The organism is Citrobacter sp. wls619 (assembly GCF_005281345.1).
Classification (GTDB): Bacteria; Pseudomonadota; Gammaproteobacteria; order Enterobacterales; family Enterobacteriaceae; genus Citrobacter.
The window spans coordinates 362,420-380,782 of record NZ_SZXJ01000027.1 but is presented as its reverse complement, the minus strand read 5'-3'; the positions used below and the strand labels follow the sequence as shown (position 1 = coordinate 380,782).

Sequence of the window (18,363 nt, the reverse complement as noted above, 5' to 3'; positions counted from 1 at the left end):
GATTTCCCCAGTTTATTGATCTGGCAAGAGGTTCTCCCCTGTTTCAATCCACATTATTGGGTTACTCTTTTAAATACAAACTGCGGTGACAGTTGTAAGGAGACCCTGTATGGCTATGTATCAAAACATGCTGGTAGTCATCGATCCAAACCAGGACGATCAACCAGCATTACGGCGAGCTGTTTATTTGCATCAACGGATTGGTGGCAAAATTAAAGCCTTTTTGCCGATCTATGACTTTTCCTACGAAATGACCACCCTGCTGTCGCCGGACGAGCGTACGGCAATGCGTCAGGGGGTCATCAGCCAGCGAACAGCATGGATACGTGAACAAGCGAAATACTATATCGAAGCAGGGATCCCGCTTGATATTAAAGTGGTCTGGCACAACCGTCCCTTCGAAGCCATCATTCAGGAAGTGATCAGCGCTAAGCATGACCTGGTGCTCAAAATGGCACACCAGCACGACCGCCTTGAAGCCGTTATTTTCACACCAACCGACTGGCATTTATTGCGTAAATGTCCAAGCCCGGTGTGGATGGTCAAAGATCAGCCGTGGCCGGAAGGTGGTAAAGCGCTGGTGGCGGTGAATCTCGCCAGTGAAGAGGCCTATCACAATGCACTCAACGAAAAACTGGTCAAAGAAACGTTGCAGCTTGCAGAACAGGTTAACCATACCGAAGTACACCTGGTGGGCGCCTATCCTGTAACGCCTATCAACATTGCGATTGAGCTACCTGAATTTGATCCCAGCGTGTACAACGACGCCATCCGTGGACAGCATCTGCTGGCCATGAAGGCATTACGCCAAAAATTCAGTATTGATGAAAAAGTTACACACGTTGAAAAAGGATTGCCTGAAGAGGTCATCCCGGATTTAGCTGAGCATTTACAGGCGGGTATCGTGGTACTCGGCACCGTTGGGCGCACCGGCATATCAGCTGCGTTTCTGGGGAATACCGCAGAACAGGTTATCGACCATCTGCGTTGCGACCTGCTGGTTATCAAACCGGATCAGTACCAGACCCCGGTTGAACTGGACGACGAAGAAGACGATTAATCCTGCAGCACAATGCCGGATGGCGATGTCATCCGGCATGACATGTACTTAGTGCTTCTCCTCGCCTCCGAGGAAATAGATACCGAGCGGAATAGCCAGCAAAATAGTAAAAACCATACTGTAGACGCAAATCATTGCGGATTGAATGGCATACATCGAGGCTGTCCAGTCGGAAAGCGGAATGTCATACTGTTCAATGACGCCACCAATCGTCGCGCGCGTCACAACCGATGCCGCAATAATAAATACCCCAAGCAGACATAACAGAAACTTCCGTCCCTTCGCTGTCTTCAGCTTAGCCATGATCATAATATCGTCCTTTTGCAGATGAAAACCGTGTTACTTTGCAGCAACAATACCATGACATCAACTCACTGTCTGCTACATACGCCACACTCAGACTTGACATGCGCACTATTCGCCTGAAAATAACGCTGATTGTATTATTTCTCTCTCCTTTTGATGAATGATCTGACAGCCTGAACTGGGTAAAATATCCGCTGATGAAGGATGTCAGATGATATTTAGCTAACACGGAGTAACCTGGGAGAATCATGATCGCTGAACTGTTTATAAATAATGCGTTTAATTTAACGGTAATTCTCTGCAGCTGTGCAGCGTTAGTCCTGATGAGCGTCTGGTTTCATCGTAGTGAAAAACACTGCAAAGGATTTATATTCCATGCAGCACAGTTTTTTGTTTATGCCATTATCATTGGTACGTTTGGCACTATTGCCAATAACGTCATCGATAGCTATAAGCTGAAATTTATTTCCCCAAGCGTGGTCGACTTTATCTGTACCTCGTTGATTGCGTTGATCCTGACGATAAAACTCTTTCTGGTCATCAACCAGTTTGAAAAAACGCAGATTACCAAGGGCAGAGATATCACCAGTGCGCGGATCATGTCGCGCATCATTAAGATTACCATCGTCGTCGCTATCATCTTGCTGTACGGTGAGCATTTCGGCATGAGCCTGTCAGGGCTGTTAACGTTCGGCGGCATCGGCGGTATCGCTGTCGGTATGGCAGGTAAAGATATCCTGAGTAATTTTTTCTCTGGCATTATGCTCTACTTCGACAGACCGTTTAGCATCGGTGACTGGATCCGCTCTCCGGACCGAAATATCGAAGGTACAGTGACGGAAATCGGCTGGAGAATGACCAAAATAAACACCTTCGACCACCGTCCGTTATATGTGCCGAACTCAATTTTCTCTTCCATCAGTGTAGAAAACCCGGGGCGGATGAGTAATCGACGAATCAAAACGGTGATCGGGTTACGTTATGAAGATGCAGATAAAATTGGCGCAGTTGTCGAGTCGGTCAGAAAAATGCTGCAAAGTCATCCCGGAATAGATCAAAAGCAAACCCTGCTGGTCTATTTTAATGAGTTTGCCGATTCATCACTGAATATCATGGTGTATTGCTTCACGAAAACCACCGTGTGGCAGGAATGGCTTGCTGTACAACAAGATGTGTACTTGAAAATTATTACAATAGTTCAGGAAAACGGAGCTGACTTTGCGTTCCCCAGTCAGACGTTGTATATGGATAACGCCGAGGCACAACCTTCTGCCCACTAACCAAAACCAAGACGCGGATATCCGCGTCTTGGTTGCATTTATTTCAGTGACGCGATATCAATGACAAAGCGGTATTTCACATCGCTTTTCAACATCCGTTGCCATGCGGTATTAATATCCTGAATATTGATAACCTCAACATCGGCCGTAATGCCATGCTGACCGCAGAAATCCATCATCTCCTGAGTTTCCGCAATCCCCCCAATCACCGAACCCGCAACGGCTCTTCTACCGAGGATCAGCGGAACCGTGTTCAGGAACGGATCCAACGGCCCCAGATACCCCACCAGCACCAACGTTCCGCTAAGCGCCAGCGTTGGAATATATGGGTTCAGATCATGCACGTATGGAACGGTATCAATAATCAGGTCAAACTGATTCGCCGCGGCTTTCATCTGCTCGCTGTCTGTTGAAAGCACAACATGACTGGCTCCCAAGCGTCTGGCATCAGCTTCTTTGCCTGGCGACCGCGTGAACAACGTAACATCAGCCCCCAATGCTTTAGCAAGCTTGATCGCCATGTGACCCAGTCCACCCAACCCAACAACAGCGACTTTACTCCCCTGCCCAACCTGCCAGTGACGCAACGGCGACCATGTGGTGATACCGGCGCACAACAACGGTGCAGCACCACGTAAGTCGATTCCTTCCGGCACCTTCACGACGAACTTCTCGGTCACGACAATCTTGTCAGAATAGCCGCCGAAAGTAGGCAGTCCATCATGACGGTCAGTATCGTTATACGTAAGGGTGTTCCCCTCTTCGCAATATTGCTCAAGACCCTGTTCGCAGGCGCTACAGTGCTGGCATGAATCAACCATACACCCCACGCCGGCAAGATCGCCGACCGCGAATTTTGTTACCGATTTCCCGACATGGACTACTCGCCCTATTATTTCGTGGCCGGGAACCATCGGATACGTAGCGCCGCCCCAGTCATTGTAGGCACTGTGGATGTCGGAGTGACACACCCCACTGAATAATATTTCAATAACGACATCATCTTCACGCGGATCCCGACGAACAAAACTGTGCGGGACCAGATCTTCTTTCACCGCCAACGCGGCATAACCCTTCACGTTCATGACCATTTAGATCTCCTCAGGGATAACGTGCACCTCAACCAGCATAGCTCAGGGCAACAGGTTGTACTCGGCGTCAGCGACCGGCTCCAGCCATTCATTCGATGCGCCTGCAGCCGGGATTTCCACCGCAATATGAGCAAACCAGCTATCACGCGCAGCACCGTGCCAGTGTTTCATTCCCGCCGGAATATGAACCACATCACCCGTTTTCAGTTCTCGCGCGGGTTGATTCCACGCCTGATACCAGCCTCTGCCGCCAGTCACCAGCAGAATTTGACCGCCCTGATGATGAATGTGCCAAAAATTACGGCAGCCAGGTTCAAATGCCACGTTACCAATCACCACACCTTCCATTGAAAGCATGGTCAGATAGCTGGTTCCAGTGAAGTACTTCGCATAGGCTTCATTTTTCTCTCCCCGGGGAAAGACGCTGTTGCCATCAAATTGTTCGTTCATCATGACTCCCGTAGGGGTTTTAGCTGACTGTGTTCCTGAAATACATTCATCAAGAACTGCACGGGCATTTTCCGCAATCTCAGCACCACAGTGCTGCTCAAGTAGCGTAATAAACTCGATAAGTTGCTCAGGGCGGAACCCAACATTCAGGCTGATAGCAAAGTGACTTTTCAGTTGGCTGTTCGCGCCGCCCAGTACGGCTAACGCAGAGACGGTTGCCAGTTCACGGGTCGGCCAGTCCAGCACATCACGCTGAAAAATATCGCCAAACAGATGTGCTTTAAGCCAGGTATCAATGGCAGGGGCAAAATCAAATAACGGGCCGCTAACCGGCTGTCCAACCAGTTGGGTTTGCGTTTGGCTTCCCGCCAGCAGGCTGTTCCAGTCAGCAGGTTGCGGCGTAGCGGATTTCCCTTCTGGATCCACAATCCCTTTTTCTTTGCGGTCTTCCACTACCGACATCAGGCACGACAGGCCATTCAGACTGCGGGGAAAACCACAGTATGCGTAAAGCTGCTGTAAAATCTCTTTCACTTCATTCAGGGTTAGTCCTGCATCTAACCCTGCATTAAGCGCTGCCTCCAGCTTATCTGGCTGTCCTGTGGCCGTGAAGGCTGCAATGGGGACGACTGCCTGCTGTTTGACATTCAAATGATTTGACATGTTCGATTCTCCGGGGAGGCGACAGTCTCTGCCGCCGAATGCTGAAAACGCTAAAATTATAGAGGCTCAGCGTATCGACGATTAGAGGGTTAAATAAGGACAAACTTATGAAGACAACTCATGAATAGCGCTACGGCAGGCGCTATTCACCGGCTGGGAAATCTGTAGATGCCGCAAGCGCATGCTGGGTCTCAAAGTCAGCAATACGTTGACGCAGCACCGAGAGCGTACTTTGCAGCGCCTGCGAACCGAGCACCATACGCAATGGCGCAGGAACGAGGTCGGCACTGGCAATGATTTGCGCGGCCATACGCGCCGGATCGCCAGGCGCAAGTCCATTAACAGGATCAAGCATTTTCAGAAAACTGTGCGCAGGTGTCGCGTCATATTCCGGCATCAGTGTGGCAATCTGGGCGCTACCATAACGGAATTCAGTCCGTGCACCGCCGGGTTCAACAATCGTCATTCCGATATCAAACGCAGCAACTTCCTGGGCAACCGACTCGACAAACCCTTCAATCCCCCATTTAGTCGCGTGATACAGGGAGTTTCCGGCAAATGCGACCTGTCCGCCATAAGAGGAGATCTGGATGATACGTCCACCGCCTTGTTTTCGCATATGTGGCAACGCGCAGCGGATTAACTGAATGGACCCCAACAAATTTGTCTCAAGCATCTGACGGACTTGCTCGTCACTCAACTCTTCCGCAGCACCAAACAGGCCGTATCCCGCATTACTGATGACCACATCAACTCGTCCATAGCGCTGCCAGGCACTATCCACTGTGTGACGCAGTGCAGCGCTATCCGTCACATCCACTTGCGGTGCATCAAATGTCACGGGCCAGCGACTCAGGAGATCGCTAACTTTAGCGCGATCGCGTACGGTCCCCACCACGCGTTCACCGCGTTCAAGAAGTTGCTGCGCCATCTCGCGACCAAACCCACTGCTGACACCGGTGATTAGCCATGTACGTTGCACCATACGCCCTCCTGTTCATTGTTTTAAGTGTTAGACATCCGGGGTATTACGCCACCCGAACCTCAATGAGCATGATTATTACGCCATAATTATCACTCGTATATGAATCGTTTATGCTTTTAGAATTCCATATATTGATATAATGAAGGGATAATCTTCCCGTAAAAGTGCACCCGGTATGCTGGATAAACTCGACGCATTAAAGATATTTTGTACGGCAGCCGAAACGCTGAAGTTCAGAGAGGCTGCCGCAACACTCGGCCTGGCCCCCCAACAAATCACCCGGGGTATTGCTGAACTGGAACAAAGCCTTGGCGAAATGTTGTTTCTGCGCAATACACGACAGATGAAGTTGACGCCGTTTGGTCAGCAGTTCTGGCCAAAAGCAGAGCGTCTGCTGGCTGAAAGCGAAGCGCTATTCTCAGAAGGTAAACGTCACAATCCGCAGGAGATAGCAGGGAAAGTACGCATTACCCTACCCCCGCTATTCGAAAACCGTGAGATTATTCGCCAGTTGCTGCATGGCCTTGCCGGTTATCCCGAAATCAGCATCGAGTGGCACAATACCGGCAGACATCTGAATATTATTGACGAGCAGATCGACATGGGTATTCGTATTGGCACCGTCCCGGATAACCGTTTTATCGTGAAAACAATCTGCCCGGTAGGTGTCAATATCGTTGCCTCTCCCCACTTAGTTGAAAAAATGGGCAAACCGAAGAACCGCCAGGATTTGCAACATAACTACCCGCTCAGTGCCCTGACCAACAGTAATTCAGGGCGCGTCTGGCCATGGCAGTTTGCCGATGGCAACAGTTTCTTTCCGGCAAACCCGGTATTTATCGCCTCCGATATTGAGAGCGAACTGGCCGCCGCCCTCGCGGGAAGAACGGTTGGGCAGCTGGCAGATATCTCTGTTCGGCCTTATTTGCAAAATGGCGAACTGGTTAACCTGCTGCCAGAACTTAACTATCAGCCCTGGCAACTCTATATTTTTCGTCCACATCTCCCACTGCTACCGGCCAGAGTGAGGCTGGTATTTGAACAACTAACACAGATCCTGCGCGGACAATTTTGCAATCCGGCCTGATTTACGTATTACTCGACAATCTCGATTAAATTACCGTCGGGGTCCTGAATGACGGCCTCGTAATACCCGTCACCGGTGGTTCGTGGCCCGGAGACCAGGATGCCCTGTTCGTTTGCGCGTATTGCCAGAGCATCAACATGCTCCGCGCCACCAACAGAGAGAGCAAGATGCACCCACCCTGAAGTGTTATTGTCAGGTACAGGGTGAGTCAGTCCCGGTTTGGTCATTAACTCAATCGCAATGTCCTCACCAATGTTGACGAAATAAGATTCAAACCCGGGATTGGTTTTGCTGCAGTATTTTTCGTTTATCACACCATCAAAAAACGACACCCAGAACCGGGCTTGTCGCTCAAGATCCCGGGTCCATAAAGCCATGTGTGCAATTTTCATCGCGATCCTCTTATCGTTTTATTCTGAACGGTACGCCCCCGCTAAGGGATATTGACATCCTGCACCATAATGCACGATCATGCACGTTATTGCTCGATGTTTATTTTTATGGAGTTCTCATGCTCGATTACGCTGCATTCCCGGATCAACGCCAGGCGCTTATCTATCAGATCCTGCAGGAAAACGGCAGAGTGATCTGTACTGAACTGGCCGCCCGTTTGGGAGTATCAGAACATACGATCCGCCGTGATTTACATGAATTGTGCAAAGAAGGTGTTTGCAAGAAAGTCTATGGCGGGGCTGTCATTTCACTACCGGAGTCAGCGGACATCGCAGTACGCAAGAATATGAATACCGCTAAAAAGAGCAGCATCGCGCAAAGATGCGCCCGGCTAGTGAAATCCGGGAGCTGCATTTTTATCGACACAGGAACAACCAACCTGGCAATGGCTGAAGCCCTTCCCGCTGAGCTGGCATTAACCGTCGTGACAAATTCACCTGATATTGCCGCCGTACTGCTGAAAAAACCGCTATTCGAGGTCATCATGTTAGGTGGGCCAGTGCAGCGATCGTCCGGTGGCTGCGTAGGTCCGACAGCCATTGCCCAGGTACAGGATATTTTATTTGATCAAGGTTTTATTGGTGGTTGCGCGATGGCTCCGGAATCCGGATTAACCGGGTTCGATTACGCCGATTGTGAGTTTAAAAAAGCGGTAATTAAGCAGTGTAACGAAACTATCGTCGCACTGACGGCGGATAAGATCCCTGCCGTCGCACGTTATGTTGTCACCGCCAGCAGTAACATCGATGTCATTGTCGTGGAGGAAAACATCAGCAAACAGTACGGCACCGCTTTTCAGGCGCATGACATCCGCATTTACACCGTGTAACGGTAGCGCATCTTTTTACGTACAGATTCAACGGAATATCACGGTGCTAAACGTGGCGACAGCCGTCAATGGGGTAATGGCTGACAGAGAGTCCAGGCGAATTCTATGATGGTGTTCATGGCACTCCACAAGCAAGAATTCCTCTTTGTCTACTGTGGTACATGTCGTCACGGCCCTGGCATCAAAGTGTTCCCCAGTAGTCAGTTCAATGCGCAGCAAATAGTGATAAAGACAGGCAATCTCCAGATAGTCATGCAGATCGCAATCGACAGGATGGTACTTTTCTGCAGCACACATAAATGTCCCCTTCCCCATGTCAACGCCGTTCGGGAAATAGCTCACGCGACTTCCCGAACATGCGACGCTATTTCAACGCTTCAATAGGTGCGCCAAAGTTGATATGCAGCACATTGCCGTCGATCACCAGTGCAGGAACAGACTTCACTCCGATTCGCTCCGCCTCTGCAACGTGATCGGGTTGTTCTCCCAAATGAATAACCTCGATTTCCACATCGGGGGACAGATGCTGCAGCAGTGTTTCTTCAGCGGAAACGCAAACCGGGCAACCAGCATGATAAAAACGGGCTTTGGTCATGATACCTCTCCTTTGAATTATAGTATCGACTCGATACTATAATTCATGCTACGCCAGTTTTATGCTTTGTCAATATAGTTTTTAGTCGATACTATATGTCGAGGAGGATTTTGTTATGCATGACATGTCGCTTTTTGACGTACTGGACCGGCTGTCTGGTCTGACGCGGATGTGGTTTCGCCAGCATCCTTTACTGGCTGATCTTCAGCCAGTACAGCTCAGTGCGTTGATGTATCTCGCACGCTGTAATCGCTATTCCAATACGCCTCTCGCCGTGACGGACTACCTCGGCCTCACCAAAGGAACGGTGTCACAATCGCTAAAGTTGTTGGAATCAAAAGGACTGGTGGTACGCACGCAGGATGCCAGGGATAAGCGTAGCGTTCATCTGCAGCTCACCGAATCGGCCAAAAATCTGCTGGATGCCCTGCTTCCCCCCTCATTTTTGGTGACGGGCGAATCGGCAATGGGTGAGCGCGCAGGTTTACTCAAGGAGCTACTCTTCGATCTCCTGCGAGGCATTCAGCGCACCAGTAATGTGCCGGGATTTGGTCTGTGCCAGAGCTGTCGATTCCACCAAAAAGTGAATGGTCAGGGATTTTGTAATTTAACAAAAGAACCGTTGAGTGAGGATGATTCGATGTTAATTTGTCGGGAGCATCAGCCCCCGGACGTATGATCTTCTCTGGTTTAGTGTCTTCAATGTGGTCGGGTTGCCGCTTTCCAGGATACTCGCTCCTGGCATTTGACGCGTCGATATCACGGCTTAAATATGCAGAGTAGAGTCATCAAATAAAAAAGCCAGCGAGAATCAGTCGCTGGCTAATCATTGCGTTCAACGGCATTCAGAACGCGTAACGAAGCTTCAAACTAATGCTCTGACTGGTGAATTTAGTTCGCTGATTGGCATCGTATTGTACCGTGCCGTCAAGCGCATCGCTGAACTTTGCCGTTACCCCAGCACCCGCCATAGCAATCCAGGGGCTTTCACTCATTCCGTGATAGGTAAATGGCGAGTCGGCGGCTCCGATAAATGCTATCGTGGTTTTGCTGCGATCGTTCTTTGTATCGTAACCAGCCCCAACATAACCGTGCACATCAACAATCTCCGATAGCTTAATGCCCGCTTTCAACTTACCAGAAACCACCAGCGCTTCGGTGGTGGTCCCACCTACTTTCAGCCCAACATCCTCTGCGCCACTCTCCTGATAACCTTTATCCTTCACGCGATAGTAATCTGTACGCAGCTCAGGAGTGAGCATCACATTGTCCTGCGGGTGGAAGGTGCTCTGGAATCCAAGCCCGGCCTGGAAGGTATCACTATCGTAGTCAGAATGCGCCACACCATTGTAAGCAGTGCTGCCATCGTTAGGGTTTTCAATATTCAGGTAACGGTTACCCGTTGTATTATTTCGCCCGAAGCCAGTCTGCCAGGTCATCCCCGTATCTGGGGTAAAGTCATATCCGCCATATGCAAGAAAGTTCCAGCTGTCCACACGTGCGTCATGTCTGATATCGTCAGAATTATCGTTAACATCTGTGCGACTCATGCCCAAAGCCAGACCCAGTCGGGTTCTCTCTAAAATGAGACCATCGGCACCAATGGCGAACCCACGTGTATCTGCGTTATACCCAGCGTAATCTCCACGGCTGGACTGGTTATCCCAGCGCCCAACGGGGCGTATCCACAGATATTTCTCCGGATTAAACTCGTTGGTATAACCCTGACCGCGTACGGACTCCTGACGACCACTGACGATGTCGCCAAACGCACGCAGATTATTCATTTCAATGTACGGCATGCTGCCATCCATCAACGGGGCAAGTTGAACCACATTTTTGTGAACCTGACTGGCATTAAATGACGAGGTGATCGCGCATACGGTACTCGCCAGCGCACCGGTACAGTTCTGAGGCGCGGTATAACTATTATTAATGAGGTTATCCAGCACGGTCCCGACGCCGACTAATGATGGATTATCACTGGTGGTAGTAATGGCATTACCGACGGTAGTCAGATTCGTCTCGGCAATTTTCAGCGAGTAGCTGGTGCCGGTTTGCACCGAAATAAACTGATAACGAAGCGAATCATCCAGTACCGCCGAGGGTGTGCCTGTTATCTTACTGGCCGTAACGACATCAACCAACTCATCGCCATCAGCGAAGCTAGTGCTACCCTGGGTTATCACCAGCGTCCGTCCATTCAGTGCAGCGTTACCGGCAACATTCAGCTGACCATAGCTGCTGGTGCTGTCTGCCTGCAACGCCAGGACACCGTTGCTATTTTGTACGTAAGTATTTACGGTTGAGGGTTGCTGGCTGCTGAGTAACTCGAAAATACCGCTGTTACTCATCGCGCTGTTCGGGGCATTAACACGCCCAATAATAATCCCTTCGTTATTGATACCGCCCACTATTGTGCTTGTACTGGCCACTTGAATAGCATCACCGGTTAACGCGCCAATCAATCCTTTATTTTCGAACTGATTTACCACGGAAGAATTCTCTAACACGACCGCGTTGCCACTGTCGCCGCCAATAATCGTCCCCATATTGACTAGCGTACCGGTCTGAGACGTTCCGCCAAGATATACGCCGGCAACGCCGCCATCAATGATACCCGTATTGAGCAACGTACTAATCGCCGCTGAATCGTCAACGGTAATACCATTCCCATTTGGCGCGTAAATAGCACCGCCATCAAGGTTTTGAATGGTCGTATCCTTGACCTTACTCCCGACATAAATACCGTTGCTGCCAGTTCCATTAACGGTGATATTACCCTGGTTGGCGATTTGGCTGCTTCCAGTGGAGTTCGCGTGAATGCCATCCCCGCCAGCACCTGATGTGGTGATACTCCCCGAGTTCTTAACGGACATCCGCGAGACAGCATTCAGCAAGATCCCATTACCAGCGGCGCCGGTCGTGGTCAGCGTCCCCTTATTCTCCAGCGCGCTATCGGATACCTCTGCCACGTTTATGGCATTTTTGTTGTTAGCTGGGGTACTAATTGTACCGCTATTAATGACCTGCGACTGATTTGTGGAAAAGAACTGGATACCGTCGTCGTCTGAAGAAATGCTGCCGTTATTCTGTAGATTTGCTTCATGACTGGAAAAGTGGACAGCTGCACTCCCTCCCGTCGTTTTAAACTGCGTGCCTGACTCAATAATCACGCGTTGCTGATAAGTTTGAAACTGTTGTGGTACCGTCACGTTGTTATTACACGTTACCGTCGCACCAGTGGGGTCTGTACAGTCAGCCCAAACCGCTGGCGAAGTCAACATTCCCGCACTACCCAGGATACTGCTAATAACTAAACAACTAGTTTTCTTTTTCAAACTGGTTCCTTAATATAAAGATAACATTTATAATTAATTTAATTACATCACCTGATAGTTTGGGGATGTTAATATTATTTAATAATACATTAGACCTAATACTTCGTCAGCTTAGTAATCATAAAAACAATCATAGTTTATAAATTCTCCCCCCTGCCGCTTTCATACATGTCGAATTTTCACGCTGCGCCAGTGCGGTGGGTTGTTGAGCTTTGTATCGGTAAGCATTGACGGTATCCCGTATCAATAAATACCGTTATTGATGATGGACTATGACGGTAATTCGTTTAATACGTCATTTATACCGTCAAAAAAATGGGGTTTCCTGAAGCGGTTAATAAAGGTTAACGAGAGGTGATGGCGCTGAAATCAGCGCCAGTTCTGGTTTTTGGCGAGGTTAACGAAGGTTAACAGGAGAATGTACGCAACTAGTGCTTAACAATATACATTGTGCGGCTATAGGCCACATCTTCCGGGTTGGTAATCGGATACCCTTTCAGCCACGGTTTAATTAAACGCCCGTTGGTGTACTGGTAAATCGGCGCAATAGGCGCTTGTTCCATTAGGATTTTTTCTGCTGCGTTATAATCGGCGTTCCGTGCTTTCTCTGTATTTTCCAGCGTCGCCTGAGTCAACACTTTATCGTATGCCGGATTGTTAAAGCGAGAAATATTGCCCGTATGGGTCGAGGTTAATAACGACAGGAATGTGGATGGCTCGTTGTAATCGCCCACCCAGGATGCGCGGATCACATCAAAATTACCGGTATTACGGCTATCGATATACGTTTTCCATTCCTGGTTCTGTAGTTTCACATCCACGCCAAGATTTTTCTTCCACATGGAAGCCACAGCAATAGCAATCTTCTGATGATTTTCAGAGGTGTTATACAACAGCGTCAATTTCAGCGGTTTCTGTGGACCATAACCCGCCGCACGCAGCAGCGTTTTCGCCTGAGCGTTAAGCTCTTCCTGACTCATTTGTTCAAACGGAGAAGGTTCCGGGATAAATCCTGCCGTCACATCCGGCGTGAAATGCCATGCGGGTTTTTCTCCAGTCCCTAATACTTTCTCCGCCATCAGACGCCGATCGATAGTCATACTGAGCGCCAGACGCACGCGTGAATCGGCGGTCGGCCCTTTTTGCGTATTAAACGCATAGTAATAAGTACCAAGCTGCGGCGGGGTATAAACCTGGCCTGGAATATCCTTCAATAGCTTCTGATACATATTTTTCGGGAAGGACTCTGTAATATCAATATCGCCAGCAAGATAGCGTTTGGTCGCAGCAGACTCCTGGTTAATCGGCAGGAAAGTCACTTTTTGCAGCACCGTTTTGGCGTTGTCCCAATAATGAGTGTTCGGCACAACTTCCAGTTTCTCATTAACCACACGGTCTTTCAGCACATAAGCACCATTACCGATAAGGTTGCCGGGTTTCGTCCACTCTTTACCGCTTTCAACATTCGCTTTTTGAACGGGATAAAACGCAAAGCTCGCTGTCAGGTTGGCAAACCAGGGGAGCGGTTTGTCCAACTGCACTTTGAAGGTATGTGCATCCACCGCGCTGACACCTAACTTATCGGGTGTGGCTTTGCCATCGATGATCGCCTGGGCATTGTTGATCCCTGCAAGCGCGGCAAACCAGGCAAACGGCGACAGAGTTTTCGGGTCCACCAGACGCTGCCAACTGTAGACAAAATCCTGTGCCGTTACCGGCGTACCATCGGACCATTGTGCATTATCGCGCAACGTAAACGTCCAGATGCGGTTATCATTGCTCTTCCACTGTGTGGCAACACCGGGAATAATCTCACCCTTGTCATTCTGATTTACCAGCCCTTCGAATAAATCGCGAATAACCTGAATTTCTGGAAGCCCAACGGCTTTTGCCGGATCGAGTGACGCGGGCTCATCTTTTATATGACGCACCAGTTCTTGCTTTTCTGCCAGTACCGTCCCGCTGGGAACATCCGCAGCATAGGATACAGAAATGCTGCTAACCAACAGCGCACAACAGGTTACTGAAACAGAATGCCTCATAAAATACCCTCAAATCTGGCCACTAAGTGAATGAGTAATTATTTGTATCGCCAGCAGGAAATGCAATTAACTTCCGACAGGAAAGTGATATTACACCTGAAAAGATAAGTGTGTGAAAACGATTTGATTATCCATACATTTTGCACAACACTGCGAGTAACCATTCAGCATTCAGAGATGACTATGACCGTTACCCGTCCCCGTGCCGAGCGCGGCGCATTTCCGCCAGGAACTGAACATTACGGACGTTCACTATTGGGCGCACCGCTAATCTGGTTCCCGGCGTCGGCTGCCGATCGTGAAAGCGGTTTGATACTGGCTGGTACTCACGGTGATGAAAACTCATCAGTCGTCACCCTGTCCTGTGCCTTACGTACGCTCAACCCTTCCCTGCGTCGTCATCATGTCGTGCTGGCTGTAAACCCTGACGGTTGCCAGCTTGGACTGCGCGCCAATGCGAACGGCGTCGATCTGAACCGTAACTTTCCGGCGGCAAACTGGAAATCCGGTGAAACGGTATATCGTTGGAACAGCAGCGCAGAAGAGCGTGATGTGGTGTTATTAACCGGCGATCATCCGGGATCAGAGCCTGAGACCCAGGCACTATGCCAACTTATTCACCACATTCATCCTGCATGGGTAGTTTCTTTCCACGATCCGCTGGCCTGTATTGAAGATCCCAGACATAGCGAATTAGGCGCGTGGCTGGCGCAGTCGTTCGAATTGCCGCTGGTAACCAGCGTCGGTTATGAAACGCCAGGCTCTTTTGGTAGCTGGTGCGCCGATCTAAACCTACATTGCATTACTGCAGAATTTCCGCCCATTTCATCGGATGAAGCGAGCGAAAAATACCTGCTGGCAATGTCTAATCTTTTGCGCTGGCATCCTTGAGATGAAGCTGTCCGGTGGTAAAATGCAAGGCAGGCTCCGCGTCTCGGGCCAGCCAGGTTGGGCCATCCAGATCGGCAAAGCTGACCTGTGGCGTAAGCGGCAATGCAGCGCCGATCGCCCTTGATGTACACAACATACAGCCGAGCATCAACGCAAATCCCTGCTCGCGAGCCTCGGTCGCCAGCGCCAGCGCCTCCGTCAGACCGCCTGTCTTATCCAGTTTAATATTCACCATTTCATAGCGGCCATGCAGCGCTTTCAGACTGCTGCGGGTATGGCAGCTTTCATCGGCACAGACAGGCAGCGGATGCACGAAATTCTCCAGCGCGGCATCATCATTAGCCGGCAGAGGCTGCTCCAGCATCGCAACGCCTAAATCCGCCATTAACTGGCAGCGTGCGGCCAGCCCTTCAGCACGCCAGGACTCATTAGCATCGACAATGATTGTCGCCTCAGGCACAGCCGCCCGGATCGCAACCATCCTTTCGCTGATTAAGTGTGCATCCAGTTTGACTTTCAGCAATCGGGCACCGTTATCCCATAGCGCGGTCGCGCTCGCCGCCATCTGCTCCGGCGTGCCGATCACGACGGTTTGCGCGGTCGTTACTGTTGCATCCAGTTCAGTACCAACATAGTCGGCCAGAGACTGTTGTTGCTGACGCGCATTGAGATCCCAAAGCGCACAGTCAACGGCATTACGCGCCGCCCCCGCGGGCAGCAATGCCTGCAGCGCTTCACGCGTCAAACCGTGCTCCAGTTGCGGCACAACACTCATGATTTGAGCCAGTACCGACGCATCGCTTTCGCCATAGCGAGGATAAGGCGTACATTCTCCAATCCCTTTTACACCATTCTCTTCCAGTTCAACCACCACCACATGCGCTTCGGTCCTGCTCCCGCGGGCAATCACAAAGGGAGTGTGTAACGGCCAGGCTTCCTCATACACCTTAACTGATCTCATTTGTTTTCCTTAATGCAGTCCCTGAAGCGGATATCCGCAAATAGCGTTTGCCGTGTTAACTGCTGATGGCATAAACTAGCCTTGACGTTAACTATATGTAAACAGGAAGATAACCATGTCACAAACCGTTCATTTCCAGGGCAACCCGGTTGCAGTCGCCGGCTCTATTCCTCAGGCTGGAAGCAAAGCTCAGGCTTTTACCCTTGTGGCTAAAGACCTGTCTGACGTTACGCTGGGCCAGTTCGCAGGCAAGCGCAAAGTGCTGAATATTTTCCCAAGCATCGATACCGGCGTGTGCGCGGCATCAGTACGTAAGTTTAACCAACTGGCGACAGAAATCGACAATACCGTCGTACTGTGCATTTCAGCCGATCTGCCATTCGCCCACTCTCGTTTTTGCGGCGCAGAAGGTCTGAGCAACGTTATCACGCTGTCCACCCTGCGTAACGCTGAATTCCTGAAAAACTACGGTGTTGAAATTGCCGAAGGTCCGCTGAAAGGTCTGGCTGCTCGTGCCGTTGTCGTTATCGACGAAAATGACAACATCGTGTTCAGCCAACTGGTAAATGAAATTACCAACGAGCCTGACTATGATGCAGCGTTGGCCGTGCTGAAAGCCTAAGTTGCCCTGAATACAAAAATGCCTCCGGATGGAGGCATTTTTATTTGCATCATGACTCTTCGCTTTTCTTCTGCTGACTCAGACCATACTCGCGTAACTTATTGGCGATTGCGGTATGTGAAACCCCCAGGCGTTTGGCCAGTTTACGCGTGCTGGGATAATTCATATAAAGCTGCGTCAACACGGAACGTTCAAAGCGGCTGGTGATTTCATCCAGCGACCCTTCCATCACCTCTTCTCCGACGGCAACTGTCGCTGCATCATAATCCGGCAATAAGATATCCTGCGGACGCAGTTCATAGCCTTCAAGCTGAGTTAACGCCCGATAGATAGCATTTTTAAGCTGACGCACATTACCCGGCCAGCCGTAGCGGGTGAGCACCGTGCTGAGATCGGCGGACAGCTTCGGACGCGGTACACCCTGCTCGTCGGCAAAACGTGCCACAAACAGCTCGGTGAGCGGCATAATATCTTGTGGGCAATCGCGTAGCGGCGGCAGATTAAGCGTCAGGACATTCAGACGATAATAGAGATCCTCGCGGAAAAGACCTTTCTGCACCAGTTCCACCAGGTTCTTTTGCGTCGCGCAGATTACGCGAACATCAACATGAACTTCATGATCTTCGCCCACGCGACGGAACGTCCCGTCATTGAGGAAGCGCAGCAATTTCGTCTGCATGCGCGGCGACATTTCGCCAATCTCATCCAACAGCACTGAACCGCCATTCGCCTGCTCAAAGAACCCTTTTTTACCTTCCGGGGCGTGACCAAACAGTTCACTTTCTACCGCATCTTCAGGAATAGACGCGCAGTTCAGCGCCAGGTAGGGTTTTGACGCACGTGGACTCGCCAGATGGCAGGCATGTGCAAAGAGATCTTTGCCGGTGCCAGTATTCCCGGTGATCAGCAGCGGCGCACTCAGCGTCGCCAGCTTGCGCGCCTGTTCAACAACGTGTTTCATTTTGGCGCTAACGGCAATAATCTGGCTGAATGCGCTCAGATCCTGGGTGGTCATGTTTTGCAATTGACGGCCCATGCGGAGGGTGGAACGCAACATGACAACGGCTCCCGTCAGCATCTGCTCCTGGTTTTCACCCTGCAAATGGACTGGCGTAATCTCCATCAGGAAGTTTTGCCCGTTAATCACAACATGTTCACTATGGGAATCCTGCGGATTACTTTCCAGCCAGCGCTGGAAGTTAAACCCATTAATGAGCTGTGCCGCCGTGTGGTTGCGCATCCGCTCCTGGGGATGGGCAAAAAGCTGGCAACTTGCCGGGTTTGCCATCTCCACTTTGCTTTTCATATCCAGGGAAAGAACGGGTTCAGGCAATGCTTCAAGCAACGCGCTAAGCGCCAGATGTTCGCGTTCGGAAGGCATCCAGGGCACGGTGCGGACGTCTGTTACCCCTGCGATGCGGCGGATTTCAGCCATCAGGCTGCTGAAGTTAGTGAACTCCAGTTCCGCAAAATTAAGGTAAATTCGCCCGATGGGGTCAATCTCGATACCGCGTAAATCAATGCTTCTCAGCACCAGTAAATCGAGCAATTCGCGGGTCAGACCAAGACGGTCTTCACAAAAGACTTCCAAACGCATAGGAACCTTCACCTGGACAAGGGATCATGTGTTAGATGATAAGCCAGTATTGGGTTAGCAGGAAGGATTCTGTCAACAAATATTGACAGCACGCTGGAAAATTGGGCGCC

Annotated in this window: 18 protein-coding genes and 1 pseudogene; 7 read left to right on the top strand and 12 right to left on the bottom strand. The window is 50.2% G+C overall.

Annotated elements, in window-relative coordinates; genetic code table 11:
• The first annotated feature begins 109 nt into the window (after positions 1-109).
• A complete protein-coding gene (gene uspE / locus FDX19_RS04570) occupies positions 110-1,060 on the top strand; it encodes a universal stress protein UspE (RefSeq protein WP_005126626.1) in 951 nt (316 codons plus the stop codon).
• A 48-nt stretch (positions 1,061-1,108) separates the two neighbouring features.
• On the opposite strand, the gene FDX19_RS04565 is transcribed toward uspE, so the two are convergent.
• Positions 1,109-1,369 (bottom strand): DUF2534 family protein, encoded by a 261-nt coding sequence (locus FDX19_RS04565; protein ID WP_048211538.1) that lies wholly within the window; start codon positions 1,367-1,369, stop codon positions 1,109-1,111.
• Between the two features lie 245 nt (positions 1,370-1,614).
• Between FDX19_RS04565 and FDX19_RS04560 the strand changes: the two genes are divergently transcribed.
• Entirely contained in the window at positions 1,615-2,646 is a 1,032-nt protein-coding gene (locus FDX19_RS04560; RefSeq protein ID WP_137381759.1) for a mechanosensitive ion channel family protein, read from the top strand.
• Positions 2,647-2,684: 38 nt separating this feature from the next.
• Here the strand turns inward: FDX19_RS04560 and FDX19_RS04555 are convergent, their stop codons facing one another.
• From FDX19_RS04555 to FDX19_RS04545, 4 genes and pseudogenes are all read right to left on the bottom strand, one after another.
• Positions 2,685-3,737, bottom strand: a complete 1,053-nt coding sequence (locus tag FDX19_RS04555; RefSeq protein ID WP_137381758.1) for an NAD(P)-dependent alcohol dehydrogenase — start codon at positions 3,735-3,737, stop codon at positions 2,685-2,687.
• Between the two features lie 42 nt (positions 3,738-3,779).
• Complete coding sequence (locus FDX19_RS25405) at positions 3,780-4,187, bottom strand: cupin domain-containing protein (protein WP_249357525.1); 408 nt, start codon at positions 4,185-4,187, stop codon at positions 3,780-3,782.
• Between the two features lie 57 nt (positions 4,188-4,244).
• Positions 4,245-4,850: pseudogene (locus FDX19_RS25400) on the bottom strand (carboxymuconolactone decarboxylase family protein); the annotation flags it as partial.
• A gap of 142 nt (positions 4,851-4,992) precedes the next feature.
• A complete protein-coding gene (locus FDX19_RS04545) occupies positions 4,993-5,835 on the bottom strand; it encodes an SDR family oxidoreductase (RefSeq protein WP_137381756.1) in 843 nt (280 codons plus the stop codon).
• A gap of 175 nt (positions 5,836-6,010) precedes the next feature.
• Here FDX19_RS04545 and FDX19_RS04540 point away from each other — a divergent pair, with 175 nt between their 5' ends.
• Positions 6,011-6,922 (top strand): LysR family transcriptional regulator, encoded by a 912-nt coding sequence (locus FDX19_RS04540; RefSeq protein WP_137381755.1) that lies wholly within the window; start codon positions 6,011-6,013, stop codon positions 6,920-6,922.
• An 8-nt stretch (positions 6,923-6,930) separates the two neighbouring features.
• On the opposite strand, the gene FDX19_RS04535 is transcribed toward FDX19_RS04540, so the two are convergent.
• A complete protein-coding gene (locus FDX19_RS04535; RefSeq protein WP_137381754.1) occupies positions 6,931-7,314 on the bottom strand; it encodes a VOC family protein in 384 nt (127 codons plus the stop codon).
• Positions 7,315-7,433: 119 nt separating this feature from the next.
• On the opposite strand from FDX19_RS04535, the gene FDX19_RS04530 reads away from it, so the two are divergent.
• Positions 7,434-8,204, top strand: a complete 771-nt coding sequence (locus FDX19_RS04530) for a DeoR/GlpR family DNA-binding transcription regulator (RefSeq protein WP_137381753.1) — start codon at positions 7,434-7,436, stop codon at positions 8,202-8,204.
• Between the two features lie 27 nt (positions 8,205-8,231).
• Here FDX19_RS04530 and FDX19_RS04525 read toward each other — a convergent pair whose 3' ends face one another.
• On the bottom strand, positions 8,232-8,546 hold the full coding sequence (locus FDX19_RS04525; protein ID WP_249357520.1) for a Rho-binding antiterminator: 315 nt from the start codon (positions 8,544-8,546) through the stop codon (positions 8,232-8,234).
• A 22-nt stretch (positions 8,547-8,568) separates the two neighbouring features.
• A complete protein-coding gene (locus FDX19_RS04520) occupies positions 8,569-8,799 on the bottom strand; it encodes a glutaredoxin domain-containing protein (RefSeq protein ID WP_005126617.1) in 231 nt (76 codons plus the stop codon).
• 115 nt (positions 8,800-8,914) lie between these two features.
• On the opposite strand from FDX19_RS04520, the gene FDX19_RS04515 reads away from it, so the two are divergent.
• A complete protein-coding gene (locus FDX19_RS04515; RefSeq protein WP_137381752.1) occupies positions 8,915-9,478 on the top strand; it encodes a MarR family winged helix-turn-helix transcriptional regulator in 564 nt (187 codons plus the stop codon).
• Positions 9,479-9,644: 166 nt separating this feature from the next.
• On the opposite strand, the gene FDX19_RS04510 is transcribed toward FDX19_RS04515, so the two are convergent.
• On the bottom strand, positions 9,645-12,140 hold the full coding sequence (locus FDX19_RS04510; RefSeq protein WP_137381751.1) for an autotransporter domain-containing protein: 2,496 nt from the start codon (positions 12,138-12,140) through the stop codon (positions 9,645-9,647).
• A gap of 428 nt (positions 12,141-12,568) precedes the next feature.
• The gene (gene mppA, locus FDX19_RS04505; RefSeq protein ID WP_137381750.1) at positions 12,569-14,182 is read right to left on the bottom strand and encodes a murein tripeptide ABC transporter substrate-binding protein MppA; all 1,614 of its coding nucleotides are present in this window, start codon (positions 14,180-14,182) and stop codon (positions 12,569-12,571) included.
• Between the two features lie 183 nt (positions 14,183-14,365).
• Here mppA and mpaA point away from each other — a divergent pair, with 183 nt between their 5' ends.
• Complete coding sequence (gene mpaA / locus FDX19_RS04500; protein WP_137381749.1) at positions 14,366-15,073, top strand: murein tripeptide amidase MpaA; 708 nt, start codon at positions 14,366-14,368, stop codon at positions 15,071-15,073.
• Here mpaA and ycjG read toward each other — a convergent pair.
• Positions 15,048-16,034: an L-Ala-D/L-Glu epimerase gene (ycjG, locus tag FDX19_RS04495; RefSeq protein WP_137381748.1), complete on the bottom strand. Its 987-nt coding sequence runs from the start codon at positions 16,032-16,034 to the stop codon at positions 15,048-15,050. The genes mpaA and ycjG overlap by 26 nt on opposite strands.
• Positions 16,035-16,149: 115 nt before the next feature.
• Here ycjG and tpx point away from each other — a divergent pair, with 115 nt between their 5' ends.
• Positions 16,150-16,656, top strand: coding sequence for a thiol peroxidase (tpx, locus tag FDX19_RS04490; protein ID WP_040230898.1), 507 nt, complete (start codon positions 16,150-16,152; stop codon positions 16,654-16,656).
• A 49-nt stretch (positions 16,657-16,705) separates the two neighbouring features.
• On the opposite strand, the gene tyrR is transcribed toward tpx, so the two are convergent.
• Positions 16,706-18,253, bottom strand: a complete 1,548-nt coding sequence (gene tyrR, locus FDX19_RS04485; RefSeq protein WP_137381747.1) for a transcriptional regulator TyrR — start codon at positions 18,251-18,253, stop codon at positions 16,706-16,708.
• Between the last annotated feature and the right edge of the window lie 110 nt (positions 18,254-18,363).

Coding starts and splice junctions, on each gene's coding strand:
- uspE (WP_005126626.1), top strand. CDS start 110: ATGGCTATGTATCAAAACATGCTGGTAGTCATCGATCCAAACCAGGAC.
- FDX19_RS04565 (WP_048211538.1), bottom strand. CDS start 1,369: ATGATCATGGCTAAGCTGAAGACAGCGAAGGGACGGAAGTTTCTGTTA.
- FDX19_RS04560 (WP_137381759.1), top strand. CDS start 1,615: ATGATCGCTGAACTGTTTATAAATAATGCGTTTAATTTAACGGTAATT.
- FDX19_RS04555 (WP_137381758.1), bottom strand. CDS start 3,737: ATGGTCATGAACGTGAAGGGTTATGCCGCGTTGGCGGTGAAAGAAGAT.
- FDX19_RS25405 (WP_249357525.1), bottom strand. CDS start 4,187: ATGAACGAACAATTTGATGGCAACAGCGTCTTTCCCCGGGGAGAGAAA.
- FDX19_RS04545 (WP_137381756.1), bottom strand. CDS start 5,835: ATGGTGCAACGTACATGGCTAATCACCGGTGTCAGCAGTGGGTTTGGT.
- FDX19_RS04540 (WP_137381755.1), top strand. CDS start 6,011: ATGCTGGATAAACTCGACGCATTAAAGATATTTTGTACGGCAGCCGAA.
- FDX19_RS04535 (WP_137381754.1), bottom strand. CDS start 7,314: ATGAAAATTGCACACATGGCTTTATGGACCCGGGATCTTGAGCGACAA.
- FDX19_RS04530 (WP_137381753.1), top strand. CDS start 7,434: ATGCTCGATTACGCTGCATTCCCGGATCAACGCCAGGCGCTTATCTAT.
- FDX19_RS04520 (WP_005126617.1), bottom strand. CDS start 8,799: ATGACCAAAGCCCGTTTTTATCATGCTGGTTGCCCGGTTTGCGTTTCC.
- FDX19_RS04515 (WP_137381752.1), top strand. CDS start 8,915: ATGCATGACATGTCGCTTTTTGACGTACTGGACCGGCTGTCTGGTCTG.
- mppA (WP_137381750.1), bottom strand. CDS start 14,182: ATGAGGCATTCTGTTTCAGTAACCTGTTGTGCGCTGTTGGTTAGCAGC.
- mpaA (WP_137381749.1), top strand. CDS start 14,366: ATGACCGTTACCCGTCCCCGTGCCGAGCGCGGCGCATTTCCGCCAGGA.
- ycjG (WP_137381748.1), bottom strand. CDS start 16,034: ATGAGATCAGTTAAGGTGTATGAGGAAGCCTGGCCGTTACACACTCCC.
- tpx (WP_040230898.1), top strand. CDS start 16,150: ATGTCACAAACCGTTCATTTCCAGGGCAACCCGGTTGCAGTCGCCGGC.
- tyrR (WP_137381747.1), bottom strand. CDS start 18,253: ATGCGTTTGGAAGTCTTTTGTGAAGACCGTCTTGGTCTGACCCGCGAA.